Below are 14,563 nucleotides of genomic sequence, written 5' to 3'. Positions count from 1 at the left end.
CGCACAGGTGGATGGCAATTTCATGGTTGGCAGAAAATCGCCAACATGGACTGTCACTTTAATCTGGTTCAGATAGCCCAAACCCCAATTAAAAGGCATGTGAAAATCATAAGCAAAGCTACGCCTTACGATCCCTTCTATGAACCTTACCTTAAAGAGCGTAAGCCAAAGAAACTGGGACGAAACTCGTGGTTTGATCCTGTCTTAGCTGCATTGTGATTGCTGGGTAACGTAACACGCCTTAGCGGAGGCTTGAGCCGTATGCAGTGAAAGTTGCACGTACGGTTCTTAGGAGGGCGGCACTTGGTAACAAGTGTCGCCTATCCGACATCAAGAATTGGCAAAATATGTCTGATAAGACCAGTATTTTGCTGCCATTTGCGGTGATTTCTCTATAATTGCGTTTCAGTACATGGTGGGAGTGCCATTTTAAGGTTCTCAAACCACTTGGTGCCAGAAAGCAGAAATTAGGGACTTTTCGCAACAAGAACAGGAACAAAGCGATCAAGATGACAGCAAATCGCAACGTTTTACTTCTCAACGGCCCAAACCTAAACATGCTGGGCGTTAGAGAACCAGGACATTACGGACAGAAGACACTAAACCAGATAGTGTCCGACCTGACCGCGCTCGCTTCACAGCTCCAGATAAACCTAGAGCACGTGCAGTCAAATGCGGAACACGTCTTGATTGAAACCATCCATCAAGCATTGGGCAATGTTGATTTCATCATCATCAATCCCGCCGCCTTCACGCACACTAGTGTAGCACTCAGGGACGCAATCCTGTCTGTGGGCATCCCTTTTATTGAGGTGCATTTGTCCAACGTTCACGCACGTGAACCTTTTCGCCATCATTCTTACTTCTCCGATAAAGCCGAGGGCGTCATCGTTGGACTAGGAGCTGAAGGCTACGAATTTGCTTTGAGGGCAGCGGCAAGCCGTCTGCAATCAAAGGCCAACTGAACAACATATTGAAGAGATAAGACACCATGGATATTCGCAAGATCAAAAAACTGATTGAACTGGTTGAAGAATCAGGTATCGCTGAGCTAGAAATCTCTGAAGGTGAAGAATCGGTACGCATCAGCCGTGCAGTTGCACCTATCGCTGCGCCTGCACATGTTTATGCTGCGCCAGCTCAAGCAGCTGCTCCTGCTCCAGCACCAGTGGCTGCGGTAGAAGCACCAGCCGCCGCTCCTGCTGCACCGGCTGAAGTATCTGGTCATAAAGTACTGTCTCCAATGGTAGGTACCTTCTACCGCTCTCCAAGCCCTGAATCAAAAGTATTTATTGAAGTCGGACAATCAGTCAACGTTGGCGATACCCTGTGTATTGTTGAAGCGATGAAAATGATGAACCAAATCCAATCAGACAAAGCGGGCGTAGTGAAAGCGATTCTATGCGAAGACGGCCAGACCGTTGAGTTTGATGAAGCTCTGATCATCATCGAGTAATCGAGGACAGATATGTTAGATAAAATTGTCATCGCTAACCGCGGTGAAATCGCGCTTCGTATCCTGCGCGCATGTAAAGAGCTGGGCATCAAAACTGTTGCTGTTCACTCAACCGCTGATCGCGATTTGAAGCACGTTTTGCTGGCTGACGAGTCAATCTGTATTGGTCCGGCATCGAGCGTAGAAAGCTACCTGAATATCCCTCGCATCATCAGTGCTGCGGAAGTGACTGGGGCGGTGGCTATCCACCCTGGCTACGGCTTCCTGTCAGAAAACGCGGACTTTGCAGAACAAGTTGAACAATCAGGCTTCATTTTTGTTGGCCCTCGTGCTGACACCATTCGCTTGATGGGTGACAAAGTCTCTGCGATCAACGCGATGAAAAAAGCGGGTGTACCTTGTGTACCTGGTTCTGATGGCCCTCTGGATGACGATGCAGCGAAGAACAAAGCCTTCGCAAAACGTATCGGCTACCCAGTGATCATCAAAGCATCAGGTGGCGGCGGTGGTCGTGGCATGCGTGTTGTTCGTTCTGAAGCAGAATTGACAGACGCCATCGCGATGACCCGCGCAGAAGCAAAAGCAGCCTTCAACAACGACGTCGTTTACATGGAGAAGTTCCTTGAAAACCCACGCCACGTTGAAGTTCAGGTTTTAGCCGACGGTCAAGGCGGTGCGATCCACTTAGGTGAACGTGACTGTTCTATGCAGCGTCGTCACCAGAAAGTGGTCGAAGAAGCACCTGCGCCAGGTATTACAGCAGAAATGCGTAAATACATTGGTGAACGTTGCTGCCGAGCATGTGTCGAAATCGGCTACCGCGGTGCGGGTACGTTCGAGTTCCTGTATGAAAATGGCGAGTTCTATTTCATCGAAATGAACACCCGTATTCAGGTAGAACACCCAGTGACTGAGATGGTGACAGGCGTTGACCTGATCAAAGAACAGCTTCGCATTGCAGCTGGCCAACCACTGTCATTCACACAAGATGACATTCAAATTCGCGGCCACGCGATTGAGTGTCGTATTAATGCGGAAGATCCGGTTCGCTTCCTGCCAAGCCCTGGCAAAATTGAGCGTTTCCACGCGCCAGGCGGCATGGGTGTACGCTGGGAGTCACATGTATACTCAGGCTATACCGTGCCACCCTACTACGATTCAATGATTGGTAAGCTGATTTGTTTCGGTGAGAACCGCGATGTAGCCATTGCGCGTATGCGCAACGCACTCAGCGAAATCATCATCGATGGCATCAAAACCAACATTCCTCTTCAGCTGGAAATCATGAAAGATGAAAACTTCCAGCATGGTGGTGCCAATATTCACTACCTAGAGAAGAAGCTGGGTCTGCAAAAGTAGGTCCTATCCGCTTAGAAAAAGGCTGCGCTTGCGCAGCCTTTTCTTTTTCCACACAGCGCCACTGTCACAATTCGCCGACTTTTGCCAAAATAGGCGACCCATTTTTCCTGAAATACAAAAGCAGTCACGCCAATGCGCGTCACACTGCTCGGAGGCTTCTAATGAAAACGCTTAGCAGCCGTTACCACCAGGCGCATAAAGAAGCGAAATGGGCAATTGCCCTCGCACTTGCTTATTTCCTTTGGTGGTACGGATTTGCCTACGGCTTGGCCCCTGAAGGCATTGAGCAAGCGATGCCAGAACTCTACTTTGGTTTACCGCTCTGGTTCTTGTTTGCCTGTGTTGTTGGTCCCATTCTATTCACTGTTTTGTGTGCATTGATGGTGAAATTCCTCTTCAAAGATATGACTCTTGATATTGAGCAGGACACAGACAATGAATAGTCAGCTTCTTATTCCTATGGCTCTCTATCTGGTGGCCGTCTTTGCCGTCGCATTCTATTCGCGTAGTAAAGGGGATCGCAGCAGTGGCTTCCTTAGTGAATACTTGCTGGGTAGCCGCAGCATGGGTGGCTTTGTCCTTGCGATGACACTCGCTGCCACCTATGCCAGTGCCAGTTCGTTTATCGGCGGGCCCGGCGCAGCCTATCAAATGGGCTTAGGTTGGGTATTACTAGCCATGATCCAACTACCAGCTGCTTGGCTGACACTTGGTGTGCTAGGTAAAAAGTTCGCCATTGAGTCTCGCCGCCATAATGCGTTAACGCTAAATGACATGCTGTATGCACGCTACAAAAACCGAGGAGTGGTGATTTTCGCTTCACTCGCATTGCTTCTGGCATTTTTCGGTACCATGGTCGTGCAATTTGTCGGGGGGGCGCGTTTGCTTCAGACTGTCACGGGCCTTTCATACACCCATGGCTTAATGCTGTTTGCACTGACAGTCGGCATCTATACCACCATTGGCGGATTCCGTGCTGTTGTGATGACAGATACAGTACAAGGTATCATGATGATCGTCGGCACCATTGCATTGTTGATTGGTATCATTCATGCCGGTGGCAGCTTAGGCGAGATGATCACCAAACTTCACGATATTGACCCTGCATTGGTGACACCTTATGGCCCCAATGAGTTTCTGACTGAGCCCTTTATGCTGAGTTTTTGGGTGTTGGTGTGTTTTGGTGTAATTGGTCTGCCACATGCTACCGTTCGCTGCATGTCTTATAAGTCCAGTGGCTCACTCCACAAAGGCATGGTGATCAGTACCGCGATGGTGGCTTTCTTAATGCTCGGCATGCACCTCGCCGGCGCACTGGGGCGTGCTATCGTGCCAGAAATCGACAACCCAGACCAAATCATGCCGACGCTGATGATGACCGTACTGCCCCCTGTCGTTGCGGGCATCTTTCTGGCTGGCCCTATGGCTGCGATCATGTCGACGATTGATTCTCAATTGATTCAAGCTTCTGCTACCTTGCTAAAAGACTTGTACCTGAACTACATCAATCCAAAAGCGGCTGACGCGCCAGAAACAGAGAGCAAACTACCGACGCTGTCTTTATGGGTGACTGGAATCTTCTCTTTATTGGTCTTCGTCGCATCGACCAATCCGCCAGACATGATCATCTGGCTGAATCTACTGGCCTTCGGCGGCATGCAGGCCGTATTTCTTTGGCCTCTCATCCTTGGTCTATATTGGGAGAAAGCCACTGCAGCTGGCGCCCTTACGTCAATGGTGACAGGCCTTGGCACTTACGCAGCACTTTCCACCTTTAAACCCGACATGAGCGGCGTCCACGCCATTGTGCCATCGCTAACCATCAGCTTGATTGCGTTTATCATCGTAAGTTCAATACAACATCATCACGCTAAGTCTGTGGCGGCATAAGTCACCCACTCGTAAAACCTCAATGGGCAGCGCTCGCTGCCCTTTTTTCACGCTTTCTTACCTATGACGTTACGCATATCTATGCGACCTGACTACTTTTTATGCTAGACTCCGCCCCCTGAAAACGTAGTTAGACGAATAAGTGAAGAAACCATGCCTTGGATTCAAATCAAACTGAATGCGACCGCAGAAACGGCTGAAGCAATTGGCGACGTGCTGATGGAAGACGCTGGCGCACTGTCAGTAACCTTTCTAGACGCCAAAGATACCCCTGTATTTGAACCTATGCCGGGTGAAACCCGACTATGGGGTGAAACAGATATCGTCGCATTGTATGACGCAGAAGCGGATATGGAAGCCATCGTTGCGATTCTGAAATCTAACCCACTACTGGGTCAGGATTTCACTCACAAGATTGAGCAACTGGAAGACAAAGACTGGGAACGCGCTTGGATGGATAACTTCAAGCCAATGCGTTTTGGCCAGCGTCTTTGGGTTTGCCCAAGCTGGTGTGACGCGCCCGATCCTGAAGCCGTAAACATCATGCTGGATCCTGGTCTGGCATTCGGTACAGGGACACACCCAACCACCTCGCTTTGTCTTGAATGGTTAGACGGTCTGGATTTGAAAGGCAAAACAATCATCGATTTCGGTTGTGGTTCAGGCATTCTGTCTCTGGCGGCGCTTCTGCTCGGTGCAGAAAAAGTGATTGGTATCGATATCGACCCTCAAGCCCTGCAAGCGTCTAAAGACAATGCAGAGCGCAATGGCGTCGCAGATCGTCTTGAACTGTACCAGCCAAAAGATCAGCCTCAAAATCTGCAGGCTGAAGTGGTCGTGGCAAACATCCTTGCAGGCCCTCTTCGTGAGCTTTCTCCGATCATTAAAAGTTTGATGGCACCGCAAGGTCTATTGGCAATGTCTGGCGTGCTGGACTCCCAAGCAGAGTCCGTTGCAGACTGCTATCGCGACGAATTGACGGTCGATGAAATCACATCGAAGGAAGAATGGTGCAGAATCACTGCACACAAAGTCTAAAACTCACAATAATTGAGCGATTTTTGTACTAAAAAATTGAATTATTTGGCTTTTTAGAAAATCAAGACAAAACGCTCAAATATTGGCCTTTTCAGACTGGCAAAAAATGCGTAAAATGCGCGCCCTTGCTGACATAGAAGGTATTCCCTTGCAGATCGGACCTTATAAACTGGAAAACACGCTTATCGTTGCACCTATGGCTGGTGTAACCGATAGACCATTTCGTGAACTTTGTTTACGTCACGGTGCAGGTATGGCGGTGAGCGAAATGATGTCTTCCAATCCGGCGATGTGGCATACAGCCAAATCAAAAAACCGAATGGTTCATTTGGACGAGAAGGGAGTTCGCTCTGTACAGATTGCTGGTGCAGAACCAGCATTGATGGCAGATGCCGCACGCTATTGTGTTGAGAACGGTGCGCAAATCATCGATATCAACATGGGTTGCCCGGCAAAAAAGGTCAACAAGAAATTGGCTGGTTCAGCCTTGCTGACCCGACCAGACATCATCGAGCAAATTCTGAAAACAGTCGTTGCAGCTGTTGACGTTCCCGTCACGCTGAAAACACGTACAGGTTGGGATACGGACAATAAAAATTGCGTCCAGATCGCCAAAATGGCCGAAGACTGTGGCATTCAAGCATTGGCCCTTCACGGCCGAACACGTGCTTGTATGTATAAAGGAGAAGCCGAGTACGACAGCATCAGAGCGGTAAAAGAGGCGATATCCATTCCTGTTATTGCTAACGGAGATATTGATTCGCCTCAGAAAGCCAAGTATGTGCTCGAATACACAGGTGTAGATGCCCTGATGATCGGCCGCCCAGCACAGGGGCGACCATGGATTTTTCGCGAAATCCAACACTACCTAACCACCGGCGAAGAACTCGCGGCTCCGTCGATGGAAGAGGTCCAAACAATTTTGTTGGGTCATGTTCAAGAACTTCATCAGTTTTATGGTGAGTTCAAAGGCCACCGTATTGCACGCAAACACGTGGGATGGTACCTGAAAGAACATGATCAAATTGGCGATTTTCGCCAGGCTTTCAACGCAATCGAAGACGCCCACCAGCAGATCGATGCGCTGCAAGATTACTTCGAAAACGTTGCATAAATACGAGAAGAGCTGACAGAGTATGTTCGAACAAAACCTGACTTCAGAAGCATTGACAGTGACTACTGTGACTTCACAAGATCAAATCACCCAGAAGCCACTGCGTGACTCAGTAAAAGCCTCCCTGAAAAACTACCTAGCGCAGTTGAATGGCCAGGAAGTCAACGACCTGTACGAGCTGGTACTGGCAGAAGTTGAGCAACCACTGCTGGACACCATCATGCAGTACACTCGCGGTAACCAAACTCGCGCTGCAACCATGATGGGTATCAACCGTGGTACTCTGCGTAAGAAACTGAAAAAGTACGGCATGAACTAAGTTCAGTCTTCTTTGACGTTTTAAAAACAAAGGCCAAGTTTTTCACAGCTTGGCCTTTGTTGTTTCTAGTAATAAAAAACACGCGACTGCTCTCGCCTTTCCCTTTAGGCACAATGACAAATTGCGCCCCCCATGCTCTGAACTTATACTCTCTCCTTCAATTTACATGGCCATAACGCAATGCAGCGGAGAGATACCATGGGGCACACTAACGCCACCAGCGACACTCACAAGATGCGAAACGATGACAAACCTGCCATCTTACACATCTGCCTTTCTACAGGCTGGGGTGGGCTTGAGATGTACCCTTCGCGAATGGGAAAAGAGTTTGTCGAAAAGGGATATTGCGTCTTCGGCTTGGCAGCCGAAAATTCGCGCGTTGCAAACGCGATGTTAGACGCAGGGATGGACGTTTTCACTGTCCCTAAAAAATCTGCGCTGTTTGGTGCCACCCTGCTTGATCTCAATCGTTGGCTGAAGGAAAGAAACGTAAAAATCGTTCACTGCCACAAGTCAGGTGACATACTGATCTCTGCGCTGCTCAATGTCCTTCACCCTCGCTTTACCGTATTCACCGAGCACATGGGCGTAAAACGTCCGAAGAAAGATCTCTATCACCGCTGGGTATATCGTCATGTTGATCAGGTACTGTCTATCAGTAACGAAACCTATCAGCGCAACATCAAAGCCCTTCCCGTTGCAACCGACAAAATTGAACGCCTCTGGCTGGGCACTTACATTGAAGACAAAACCTTCAATGAAGCGACACGCCCCCACCTTCTCGCGGATGAATATGGTCTGCCTCACGACACGCGCTTTATCGGTTCAGTAGGCCGTATTTGTGATGGTAAAGGCCAAGCTGACTTATTAGCGGCCTTTGAACAGATTGCAGACACATATCCAGACACACATTTGGTTTTGATTGGTGGTCTAAACGGCGATGAGGGTGCTGATGTCGCATTCTCAGAGAAGTTGCAAGCAATGGCAAAAGCATCACCTTTTTCCAGCCGTATCCACTTGGCGGGCTATCGCCGCAATGTAGGAACGCTACTGGAAGAAATACAAATTGTCTGTTTGCCGTATTGGGATGAAGCGTTTGGTTTGACCGCAATTGAAGCCATGGCCCAGCATTGTGCGATTGTGGTATCCGATACTGGCGCGCTACCAGAGATCCTTGAGGACACCGGCGTTTACTGTAAACCTCAACATCCCACATCAATTGCAGATGGGTTAAAGCAATACCTTGAAAATCCTGCACGACTAGCGGCTAACGCAACCAATGCTTACCATCGCGCACTTGAACATTTCTCTATGAAAGGTCATGCCGACAAGCTTGAAGAAATTTATCAGCGTGGAACTGCATCAGGGAACAGAGGCTAAGATAACGCCCTGCTAGAAACACAAAAAGCGCCAACAGGCGCTTTTTTTAGAGCTCGCGACATTACAAGTATTCGCACAGATAGGCAGTAGTCTGCTCAACCTTAACCTGGAAAGACGACTCTCCAGGGACTTCGAAGTCATCACCTGTGCCAAAGGTTTGCCAATCAATATTGCCCGGCAGTTTAACCGTCAACTCACCTTTGATCACTTTCATGCGCTCAGGTGCAGCAGTACCGAAGGTATATTCACCAACTTCCATCACACCAATGCTGATTGGGCCTTTGTTTTCAAAACCGATCGACTTCACGTTGCCGTCGAAATACTCGTTAACTTTTAACATCACTGTCCTTAATTACTGAATTTTTTAATCCTTTCGGTTTGCCTGACGCTATCACACTCTCAGTATGTTCCCAACTACTATTTTATTTGTGCGATAGCCTTGTCTGGAATTGCAGAAAACTAACGCAAGTCTACACAGACTGCATAATACTTCAGCAACGATGCACTAACACCATGTGGCAATACAACTGCCTATTTTACGTGATAGCAAAGGAGATAAACATGCCAGAAACATTTTTCCAAGGACAGGCAATCCCATTGTCCGGCAACCTTCCTCAAGTCGGCTCACCCGCACCCAATTTTACGCTGACTGCCGCCGACTTGTCCGATCTGACGCTGGAAAGCCTCAGAGGAAACAAAATCATACTCAATATTTTCCCCAGCATAGATACCCCAACGTGTGCCTCTAGCGTTCGCGCCTTCAATGAAAAAGCCGCTGCAGTTAACAACACCAAGGTAGTTTGCATCTCTGCGGATCTGCCTTTTGCTGTCAGCCGCTTTTGCGAATTGGAAGGATTGATGAATGTACAACACGCATCGACGCTAAGAAGTCCTGACTTTATGACAGATTACGGCGTCGCCATCGCTGCTGGTCCAATGGTTGGACTGTCAGCGAGAGCGGTAATCGTCGTAAATGAAGGGGGAGTTGTTAAACACGTTGAGCTGGTTCGAGAGCTGAGCGATGAGCCTAACTATGATGCCGCACTTGAAGCTCTGAAGCGTTAAACAGGCAATGAACTTTTTTCCGATGGGGGGTGATACTCAATGACACAATTTCTTCCCCCCTCGTTTGGCTTCATACAAGGCCTGATCGGCGCGATCTAGCATGTTTTCTACGCTTTTTATTTCCCGTAAATTTGAGCAAACACCAATACTGACGGTAAAACTTACTTTTCTTACATCACATTCTACTTCCATCTGTGACAGACCTTTTCGAATACGTTCCGCAATCGCTAAAGACTCTAACCGATTGGTATCGGGTAACAACACGGCAAACTCTTCCCCACCCACTCGCCCCAATGAATCTTGTTTTCGCAGTTTACTTTCTATTTTTTCAACCAAGCGAATGAGCACAGTGTCTCCGACGCAATGGCCATAGTTGTCGTTGATAAATTTAAAGTGGTCTATGTCCAACGCTAAGATGCTCATGCTTCGTTGATGACGCAGGGCTGCTGAAAATGATTGATTGGCGTTTATCATAAATTGACGACGATTCAACGCACCTGTCAGAGGATCAGTCGATGCCAATATGCGTAACTCTGCTTCTAGACGCTTCCTTTTCGTAATATCTGAAAAAGTATGTGCGACCCAATGTTTCTCATCATATTGCAAACAGGACATGCCAATATCGGCCAATAATTTTCGACCACTTGATGTAGTGACTTCGAAATCCCCCCGAAAGGCTTTCTGAGCCGGATCAGTCAACACGCTTTCACGCATCACCCGATAACGCTCTCGATGATTCTCTGAAATCAGGACCTGGCTACTTTGTCCTAGCAGTTGTTCAGCTTGAAAATCAAAGAAACGTTGGGCAAATGCATTAACCAACACTATGTCTCCATTATGGTCGCTTAATACCATGCCGACAGGTGCACTTTCGATCACCTGTCGCAGTTGATGCTCGGTCCGCTGAACGCGATCAAAGGCTTCTCGCCTAAGGCGGTCAATCATACGATGCTCGGTGATATCTCTAAATATGACGAGCAGCTTGTTGTCATCAAATGGGGTAATTCTCGCTTCAATATATTGAAGCCCAATCGAGTCTCCCAAGCTGTATTCATAATGGCAGGGCTCTTTGCTCTCCTGAACTTGCCTTAATCGGTGCTGAAAGACGTCTGGATCACTGATAAAGGGGAGCTCCGCCACTTCTGCTCGTGGGGATACCGCGGCCTCGAAATGCTCCAATCCATGTCCAGGTCTGAATTCGACGAGCCTCAGGCGTTTATTGAATGTCGCGGTTGAATCAGGGAACGCATCTAATAAGCAAGATAATGCCCGGTTGCGCTGATTTAACTCTTCAGAACTAATATCCAGTGCGCGATGAAGCTGGCGGTCGTTCAGCTCGAAGCTTTCGTACGCCTCATCGATTAGCGCGATCAACTTATCCCACTTTTCATCATCGGGAAGATCATGACCGTACACTTTATCCAATTGCCTTTTCAGCAATCGATGCATAGTGATCACTCCTCCTTCAGCGTTGTGACTGTCATGGTTTGGTTATGCAAGCCACAATTAAAAGCTCGTCCATAAGGCGCTAACTCTCCGTAGCTATAAAAACCGCAAAGTAGAGTCTGCTCACCTAAAACGTCTCTGACTGCATCAACTTCATCATCCGCCATTTGTTTGAACAACAACCGTCGTCCAACACAACTGATCAATATTGCTGCATCTGGGGAGGCATCGTGCTGGCAATTGATCGCCGCGTCCTCGGCCCCTTGAACCAGAGAAGGTAAATCGGTATTCATCAGTTGCACCTTAGCCCCTTCAGGAACATCCCCTGCAAACGTGACACTTTCATCATCTTCATTGATGCCTAACAAGGTACGAATCACAGAGGTGCCTGCTTCTTCTACGTGAAGGTTCAAGGGGTAACGTAGCCCGCTGCCCGGCAACTCATCAGCATGGCTTCCTAAATAGGTTCGATAAAGGGCTAAAGCGGGTTCATGATCAATTTCATAAACGATGTTTGCCTTAGAGTATGTGACGGTTCGTTCAGGCCCAAACTTTCGCCATCCGCCACCAGAACCAAACCCCACGGACAATCGATGACCGTAAAATCCAATTGCGACAATGCGACCGGATTTCGCATTGTCTTTATGCCAAACCAATGTTTTTTCAAAACGGCCATGGTCTCCCGCCAATCCTCCTGTCACAGGGACTGATGCCGGCAAAACGCTGTTAAATCCACTGGCTAACTCACTGCCGTTAACCCGAAGACCATCGCTAAGAACAAACACCCAAGAAAGACTGTCTTGGTACAAGGCTTGGCCTAGCGCCTTTCCCGCTTGGAATGATTCGTCTTGGTTAACATCTAACTGCTCAATCCGGAGTTGGGTATGATCGAACCGATAAACAGTGGCAACAATTTGCGCTTCACTCACGCTTAATTCGTTGTTGCTGATTTCACCAGAACTAGAACAACCCGCGACAAAACTGGTAGGAAAAAACTGGAGCAATGATTGTATAGCACTGCCGTATTCAGGAGAGTCCGCCACACCAAATAGCAAAACCAAGGTCTGAGATGAATCCAGACCTGATAACTCGTCAAGTGACGTCCAACCAGAGTCTACTGACCACGTACATTGTGCGCAATGCACCATGCCCTACCTCCTCAACACAAAAATAAAACAACGTCTTACTTTTTAGAATAGGTAAGTTTCTAGAGGTTGACCAAAATGACACCGCGTCGCCGCTTTAATATAAGGAAAAACGTGTCAACTCCGTATCAGTCGACTGCAGCCAGCGCTTCGAGAATGGAGCAGTGGCTGGCGTTATCATCAACGTGACCACAGCAAGCATCATTCAATTTCTTTAATGCGGAGCGGATCTCGGTCAGTTCTGCGATCTTCTGATCGATATCATCCAATTTCTTCTGCGTGATCCCTTTCACTTCAGCACAACTGTGCTGACTCGCTTCTAGCCTAATTTCCAACATTTCCTGAATATCGTCTAACGTCAGGCCAATGCGCTTGGCTTTCAATATAAAGTGTACGCGAGATACCGCATCTTCACTGCAAAGCCGGTAACCGCCATCACTTCTCGCTGATGGGGAAATAAGCCCGACTTTCTCGTAAAAACGCAGCGTATCTCCGGAAACCCCCGCCAGCTTGGCAAGCTGGCCTATTTGCAACATCTTCATATACTCACCTTTGTTGGCCATCGAGGTCAGAATTGTGACAAAACCATAAAAGCAATCGATTGCGTCGATAATTTAGGTTAGAATATACGCCGAATCAATCAGGCTCTGCCGTAACAGGTATTTGGCAAAGCAGCTCCCCCCTGCGGCGGTTTTGCCAAATATCTTATCCCCACAGTTGAAGAGATGGTAGCAATGGAAAACGCTCGTCCTATTCGTCGCGCATTGATTAGCGTATCTGATAAAACCGGTATTGTTGAATTTGCGAAAGCACTGGCAGAGAAAGGTGTCGATATTCTTTCGACTGGCGGTACCGCTCGCCTACTCGCAGAACAAGGTCTGAATGTCACTGAAGTCTCGGACTACACGGGCTTCCCAGAAATGATGGATGGACGCGTGAAAACGCTGCATCCGAAAGTTCACGGTGGCATTCTTGGTCGTCGCAATACAGATGATGCGGTGATGGATAAGCATGGTATCTCCCCTATCGACATGGTCGTGGTCAACCTGTATCCGTTTGCTGAAACTGTGGCAAAAGAAGGCTGTACGCTGGAAGATGCTGTTGAGAACATCGACATCGGCGGCCCAACCATGGTTCGCTCAGCAGCGAAAAATCATAAAGATGTGACCATCGTGGTAAACGCGTCAGATTATGGTCGCGTGCTGGAAGAGCTGGATACCAACAATGGCTCTCTAACACTGAAAACCCGCTTCGATTTGGCAATTGCTGCGTTCGAGCACACTGCCGCTTACGACGGCATGATCGCTAACTACTTCGGTACCATGGTGCCCTCTTACGGCGATAATAAAGAAGGTGATGACGAGTCGAAATTCCCTCGCACCTTCAACCAACAGTTCATCAAAAAGCAGGACATGCGCTACGGCGAAAACAGCCATCAGGCAGCCGCTTTCTATACCGAAGCCAACCCAGAAGAAGCATCTGTTTCTACAGCGACTCAGCTTCAAGGTAAGGCACTGTCTTACAACAACATCGCGGATACTGATGCCGCGCTAGAGTGTGTAAAAGAATTTATCGAACCGGCCTGTGTGATCGTAAAACATGCCAACCCATGTGGCGTAGCACTGGGCGAAAACATCTTCGAAGCATATGACCGTGCATACAAGACCGACCCAACATCCGCGTTTGGTGGCATTATCGCGTTTAACCGTGAACTGGATGCAGAAACCGCACAAGCGATCGTTGACCGTCAGTTTGTCGAAGTCATCATTGCACCAAGCGTATCTCCAGCGGCTGCAGAAGTGGTTGCTGCGAAGAAAAATGTACGCCTTCTGGTTTGCGGCACGTGGAGCACACAAACCACCGGCTTTGACGTAAAACGCGTTAACGGTGGCCTGCTAGTACAAGATCGCGACCAAGGCATGGTGTCTTTGGATGACCTGACCGTGGTTTCTCAACGTCAGCCTTCAGAAGAAGAACTTCGCGATGCCCTGTTTTGCTGGAAAGTTGCGAAATATGTGAAATCGAATGCCATTGTATACGCCAAAGGCAATATGACCATCGGCGTAGGCGCAGGCCAAATGAGCCGCGTGTACTCAGCAAAAATCGCGGGTATCAAAGCAGCTGACGAAAACTTGGAAGTGGCTGGCAGTGTGATGGCGTCCGACGCCTTCTTCCCGTTCCGTGACGGTATCGATGCCGCCGCTGAAGCAGGTATCACCTGTGTGATCCAACCTGGCGGTTCAATGCGTGATGACGAAGTCATTGCTGCAGCAGACGAACACGGCATGGCAATGGTATTTACTAGCATGCGCCACTTCCGTCACTAATAGATTTTCACAGCCCGAAACGAT

15 protein-coding genes and 1 pseudogene are annotated in these 14,563 nt (G+C 48.5%); 12 read left to right on the top strand and 4 right to left on the bottom strand.

What is annotated here, in order from left to right:
- From B5D35_RS24540 to B5D35_RS07725, 10 genes and pseudogenes are all read left to right on the top strand, one after another.
- A pseudogene (locus B5D35_RS24540) lies at positions 1-219 on the top strand (group II intron reverse transcriptase/maturase); the annotation flags it as partial.
- Positions 220-509: 290 nt separating this feature from the next.
- The gene (gene aroQ / locus B5D35_RS07765) at positions 510-965 is read left to right on the top strand and encodes a type II 3-dehydroquinate dehydratase (RefSeq protein WP_078752021.1); all 456 of its coding nucleotides are present in this window, start codon (positions 510-512) and stop codon (positions 963-965) included.
- Positions 966-991: 26 nt separating this feature from the next.
- Positions 992-1,456, top strand: coding sequence for an acetyl-CoA carboxylase biotin carboxyl carrier protein (gene accB, locus B5D35_RS07760; RefSeq protein ID WP_078752020.1), 465 nt, complete (start codon positions 992-994; stop codon positions 1,454-1,456).
- Between the two features lie 12 nt (positions 1,457-1,468).
- The gene (gene accC, locus B5D35_RS07755; RefSeq protein ID WP_078752019.1) at positions 1,469-2,815 is read left to right on the top strand and encodes an acetyl-CoA carboxylase biotin carboxylase subunit; all 1,347 of its coding nucleotides are present in this window, start codon (positions 1,469-1,471) and stop codon (positions 2,813-2,815) included.
- 161 nt (positions 2,816-2,976) lie between these two features.
- The gene (locus B5D35_RS07750; protein ID WP_078752018.1) at positions 2,977-3,258 is read left to right on the top strand and encodes a YhdT family protein; all 282 of its coding nucleotides are present in this window, start codon (positions 2,977-2,979) and stop codon (positions 3,256-3,258) included.
- Positions 3,251-4,705 (top strand): sodium/pantothenate symporter, encoded by a 1,455-nt coding sequence (gene panF, locus B5D35_RS07745; RefSeq protein ID WP_078752017.1) that lies wholly within the window; start codon positions 3,251-3,253, stop codon positions 4,703-4,705. The genes B5D35_RS07750 and panF overlap by 8 nt, the downstream gene beginning before the upstream one ends.
- Positions 4,706-4,858: 153 nt before the next feature.
- Positions 4,859-5,743: a 50S ribosomal protein L11 methyltransferase gene (gene prmA, locus B5D35_RS07740; RefSeq protein WP_078752016.1), complete on the top strand. Its 885-nt coding sequence runs from the start codon at positions 4,859-4,861 to the stop codon at positions 5,741-5,743.
- Positions 5,744-5,891: 148 nt separating this feature from the next.
- Positions 5,892-6,857, top strand: a complete 966-nt coding sequence (dusB, locus tag B5D35_RS07735) for a tRNA dihydrouridine synthase DusB (RefSeq protein WP_198557120.1) — start codon at positions 5,892-5,894, stop codon at positions 6,855-6,857.
- A 22-nt stretch (positions 6,858-6,879) separates the two neighbouring features.
- A complete protein-coding gene (fis, locus tag B5D35_RS07730) occupies positions 6,880-7,176 on the top strand; it encodes a DNA-binding transcriptional regulator Fis (RefSeq protein WP_002542007.1) in 297 nt (98 codons plus the stop codon).
- A 198-nt stretch (positions 7,177-7,374) separates the two neighbouring features.
- Positions 7,375-8,556 carry a glycosyltransferase family 4 protein gene (locus tag B5D35_RS07725; RefSeq protein WP_078752014.1) on the top strand — a complete coding sequence of 394 codons (1,182 nt, stop codon included), beginning with the start codon at positions 7,375-7,377 and terminating at the stop codon, positions 8,554-8,556.
- 61 nt (positions 8,557-8,617) lie between these two features.
- Here the strand turns inward: B5D35_RS07725 and ppnP are convergent, their stop codons facing one another.
- Entirely contained in the window at positions 8,618-8,896 is a 279-nt protein-coding gene (ppnP, locus tag B5D35_RS07720) for a pyrimidine/purine nucleoside phosphorylase (RefSeq protein WP_078752013.1), read from the bottom strand.
- A 221-nt stretch (positions 8,897-9,117) separates the two neighbouring features.
- Between ppnP and tpx the strand changes: the two genes are divergently transcribed.
- Positions 9,118-9,621 (top strand): thiol peroxidase, encoded by a 504-nt coding sequence (tpx, locus tag B5D35_RS07715; RefSeq protein WP_078752012.1) that lies wholly within the window; start codon positions 9,118-9,120, stop codon positions 9,619-9,621.
- A gap of 36 nt (positions 9,622-9,657) precedes the next feature.
- Here tpx and B5D35_RS07710 read toward each other — a convergent pair whose 3' ends face one another.
- The 3 genes from B5D35_RS07710 to zntR all read right to left on the bottom strand — a co-directional run bounded on the left by B5D35_RS07710 (position 9,658) and on the right by zntR (position 12,754).
- On the bottom strand, positions 9,658-11,070 hold the full coding sequence (locus tag B5D35_RS07710; RefSeq protein ID WP_078752011.1) for a sensor domain-containing diguanylate cyclase: 1,413 nt from the start codon (positions 11,068-11,070) through the stop codon (positions 9,658-9,660).
- A 5-nt stretch (positions 11,071-11,075) separates the two neighbouring features.
- Positions 11,076-12,215, bottom strand: coding sequence for an FIST signal transduction protein (locus B5D35_RS07705; RefSeq protein WP_078752010.1), 1,140 nt, complete (start codon positions 12,213-12,215; stop codon positions 11,076-11,078).
- A gap of 125 nt (positions 12,216-12,340) precedes the next feature.
- A complete protein-coding gene (gene zntR / locus B5D35_RS07700) occupies positions 12,341-12,754 on the bottom strand; it encodes a Zn(2+)-responsive transcriptional regulator (protein WP_078752009.1) in 414 nt (137 codons plus the stop codon).
- Between the two features lie 192 nt (positions 12,755-12,946).
- Here zntR and purH point away from each other — a divergent pair, with 192 nt between their 5' ends.
- Complete coding sequence (gene purH, locus B5D35_RS07695; protein WP_078752008.1) at positions 12,947-14,539, top strand: bifunctional phosphoribosylaminoimidazolecarboxamide formyltransferase/IMP cyclohydrolase; 1,593 nt, start codon at positions 12,947-12,949, stop codon at positions 14,537-14,539.
- The last annotated feature ends 24 nt before the right edge of the window (positions 14,540-14,563 follow it).

Origin of the sequence: Enterovibrio nigricans DSM 22720, assembly GCF_900167155.1 — a bacterium.
GTDB classification, from domain to species: Bacteria; Pseudomonadota; Gammaproteobacteria; order Enterobacterales; family Vibrionaceae; genus Enterovibrio; species Enterovibrio nigricans.
The sequence above is the reverse complement of the archived record's forward strand: the minus strand, read 5'-3'. Positions and strand labels throughout refer to the sequence as shown.

Bases quoted from the DNA above. Each gene is read 5' to 3' on its own strand.
- accC (WP_078752019.1), top strand. From the start codon at position 1,469: ATGTTAGATAAAATTGTCATCGCTAACCGCGGTGAAATCGCGCTTCGT.
- aroQ (WP_078752021.1), top strand. From the start codon at position 510: ATGACAGCAAATCGCAACGTTTTACTTCTCAACGGCCCAAACCTAAAC.
- accB (WP_078752020.1), top strand. From the start codon at position 992: ATGGATATTCGCAAGATCAAAAAACTGATTGAACTGGTTGAAGAATCA.
- fis (WP_002542007.1), top strand. From the start codon at position 6,880: ATGTTCGAACAAAACCTGACTTCAGAAGCATTGACAGTGACTACTGTG.
- B5D35_RS07710 (WP_078752011.1), bottom strand. From the start codon at position 11,070: ATGCATCGATTGCTGAAAAGGCAATTGGATAAAGTGTACGGTCATGAT.
- B5D35_RS07750 (WP_078752018.1), top strand. From the start codon at position 2,977: ATGAAAACGCTTAGCAGCCGTTACCACCAGGCGCATAAAGAAGCGAAA.
- tpx (WP_078752012.1), top strand. From the start codon at position 9,118: ATGCCAGAAACATTTTTCCAAGGACAGGCAATCCCATTGTCCGGCAAC.
- panF (WP_078752017.1), top strand. From the start codon at position 3,251: ATGAATAGTCAGCTTCTTATTCCTATGGCTCTCTATCTGGTGGCCGTC.
- B5D35_RS07705 (WP_078752010.1), bottom strand. From the start codon at position 12,215: ATGGTGCATTGCGCACAATGTACGTGGTCAGTAGACTCTGGTTGGACG.
- purH (WP_078752008.1), top strand. From the start codon at position 12,947: ATGGAAAACGCTCGTCCTATTCGTCGCGCATTGATTAGCGTATCTGAT.
- ppnP (WP_078752013.1), bottom strand. From the start codon at position 8,896: ATGTTAAAAGTTAACGAGTATTTCGACGGCAACGTGAAGTCGATCGGT.
- prmA (WP_078752016.1), top strand. From the start codon at position 4,859: ATGCCTTGGATTCAAATCAAACTGAATGCGACCGCAGAAACGGCTGAA.
- zntR (WP_078752009.1), bottom strand. From the start codon at position 12,754: ATGAAGATGTTGCAAATAGGCCAGCTTGCCAAGCTGGCGGGGGTTTCC.
- B5D35_RS07725 (WP_078752014.1), top strand. From the start codon at position 7,375: ATGGGGCACACTAACGCCACCAGCGACACTCACAAGATGCGAAACGAT.